This window comes from Streptomyces sp. NPDC000410 (genome assembly GCF_040300305.1).
GTDB lineage: Bacteria > Actinomycetota > Actinomycetes > Streptomycetales > Streptomycetaceae > Streptomyces.
The window spans coordinates 1-2,727 of record NZ_JBEPDM010000116.1; the positions used below are offsets into that span (position 1 = coordinate 1).

Annotated in this window: 2 protein-coding genes; both read left to right on the plus strand. The window is 68.2% G+C overall.

Going from position 1 to position 2,727, the window contains the following annotated elements; all coding sequences use genetic code 11:
• Nucleotides 1-639 (plus strand): phosphopantetheine-binding protein (locus ABT342_RS37950; protein ID WP_351584142.1); only part of this gene is annotated, 639 nt, incomplete at its 5' end.
• Nucleotides 640-668: 29 nt separating this feature from the next.
• Nucleotides 669-2,727: condensation domain-containing protein (locus tag ABT342_RS37955; protein ID WP_351584144.1), on the plus strand; the 2,059-nt coding region annotated here is incomplete at its 3' end.

Here is a 2,727-nt window from a genome sequence, read left to right on the forward strand (position 1 = left end):
GATGGTCAGTTGGTGTTTGTGGGGCGTGTGGATGATCAGGTGAAGATTCGGGGGTTCCGGATCGAGCCTGGTGAGGTTCAGGCGGTGGTGGCCGGTCATCCGCGGGTTGCGCAGGCGGCGGTCGTCGCCCGCGAGGACACCCCGGGAGACACCCGACTGATCGCCTACGTCGTCCCGGAGGAACCCCATCCCGCAGATGACGCGGACCTGCCCGAGTCCGTACGCCGGTTCGTGAACGGACGCCTCCCGGGGCACATGGCGGTCGCGGCCGTGATCACGCTGGACGCGCTGCCGTTGACGGTCAACGGGAAGCTGGACCGCAAGGCCCTGCCCACACCGGAGTTCACCGCCGGTACCGGCAGGGCGCCGGCCACGGAGCAGGAGAAAGCCCTGTGCGCCGCCTTCGCGGAAGTACTGGGGCTGGAAAACGTAGGAGTCGACGACGACTTCTTCAGGTTGGGGGGCCACTCCCTGCTCGCGGTCCGGCTGATCAGCCGGATTCGCACCGTGCTGGGCGTGGAGGTCGAGATCCGTGCGCTGTTCGAGGCTCGGACTGTCGCAAAGCTTGCAAGTCAGGTCGGAAACCAGAAAACAGCTAGGCCGGCATTGCGGCCGATGCGCAAGCAGGAGGAGTCCTGATGCTTCCGTTGTCGTTCGCACAGCGCCGGTTGTGGTTCATCGAGCAGCTCGAAGGCCCCACCGCCACGTACAACATCCCTGTCGCGTTGCGCCTGTCCGGGGACGTGAACCGGACAGCCCTGGCCGAGGCCCTGCGTGATGTGATCGGGCGCCACGAGGTGCTGCGCACGGTCATTCCCGTGGCCGACGGCGAGCCGTACCAGCACATCCTGAGCCTTGACGAGCTGGACTGGGAACTCCAGGTGGTGGACGTGCCCGCCGCCGGCGGCCGCCTCGCCGACAGCCCCGTCGAGCTGACCGACGCCGTCGCCGAGGCGGCGGGATACGTATTCGACCTTGCGACCGAGGCACCGATCCGCGCGTGGCTGTTCACGGCCGGGCCGGACGAGCATGTGCTGGTCGTGGTGGTGCACCACATCGCCAGTGACGGCTGGTCGATGGGGCCGCTGGCCCGCGACATCTCCACCGCTTACGCGGCGCGCTGTGAGGGGCGGGCTCCGCAGTGGGAGCCGTTGCCGGTGCAGTACGCCGACTACACCCTCTGGCAGCGTGAGCTGCTCGGTGACGCGGAGAACCCGGACAGTGTGTTCTCTCGCCAGGTCGCCCATTGGCGTGAGGCTCTGTCCGGTGCCCCGGAGGAGCTGGAGCTGCCGTTCGACCGGCCGCGTCCCGCAGAGGTCAGCCACCGCGGACACAGCCTGGCGCTGGAGGTTCCGGCCGAGGTCCATGCCCGGTTCGCGGATCTGGCACAGGCCGAAGGCGTGACGGCGTTCATGCTGTTGCAGGCTTCCCTGGCGATGCTGCTGTCCCGGCTGGGCGCGGGCACGGACATTCCGATCGGGTCGGCGGTTGCCGGTCGTACGGATGAGGCGCTGGACGATCTGGTCGGGTTCTTCGTGAACACGATCGTGGTACGCACGGACCTGTCCGGGGATCCGACGTTCCGCGAGCTGCTGGCGCGGGTGCGGGACGCGGGGCTTTCGGCGTTCGCGCATCAGGATGTGCCGTTCGAGCGCCTGGTGGAGGAGCTGGCGCCTGAGCGCTCGCTGTCGCGGCATCCGCTGTTCCAGGTGATGCTCACGGTGCAGAACAGCGACCGGGCCGCGGTGGAACTGCCGGGCGCGCAGACGGCCGCGAAGATGCCGACCGGAGCGCAGGCGTCGAGGTTCGACCTGGACTTCAGCGTCGGGGAGGTGTTCGACGCCGAGGGGCGGCCGGCCGGTCTGCGCGGTGCGCTCATCGCGGCGGAGGACCTGTTCGACGCGGACACCGCCGGGCTGATCGTGGACCGGTGGGTGCGCGTGCTGAACCAGCTCGCGGCCGACCCGGACGTCCGGCTCAGTGCGGTGGATGTGCTTGATGCCGATGAGCGGCGTCGGGTGTTGGTGGAGTGGAACGACACGGCGGCCGAGGTGCCGGCGGAGTCGGTGCTGGAGCTGTTCGAGGGGTGGGTGGCGCGGACGCCGGATGCGGTGGCGGTCGCGTGTGACGGGGTGGAGGTCTCGTACGCGGAGCTGGACGCGCGGGCGAACCGGCTGGCGCGGTATCTGGTCGGTCAGGGTGTGGGGTTGGAGTCGGTGGTTGGTCTGTGTCTGCCGCGTGGGGTGGAGATGCTGGTGGCGGTGTTGGGGGTGTGGAAGGCGGGGGCCGGGTATTTGCCGGTGGATCCGGAGTATCCGGCCGAGCGGGTGTCGTTTGTGTTGGGTGACAGCGGGGTGTCGTTGTTGTTGACGACGGAGGAGGTTCTGGATGAGTTGCCGGCGGGTCGGGTGCGGATGGTGGCGCTTGATGATCCGTCGGTGGTGGCGCAGTTGGGGATGGTTGGGGATTCGGCTCCGGAGGCGAGGGCGGGGTCGGATGGGTTGGCGTATGTGATTTATACGTCGGGGTCGACGGGGTTGCCGAAGGGTGTGGCGGTGACTCATGGGGGTCTGGCGAATTATGTGGTGTGGGGTGTGGGTGCGTATGGGGTGGGTGGTGCTGGTGGTGCTGGTGGTGCTGGTGGTGGTGCGGTGTTGCATTCGTCGCTTGCGTTTGATTTGACGGTGACGAGTGTGTTGTTGCCGTTGGTGTCGGGTTCGCGGGTGG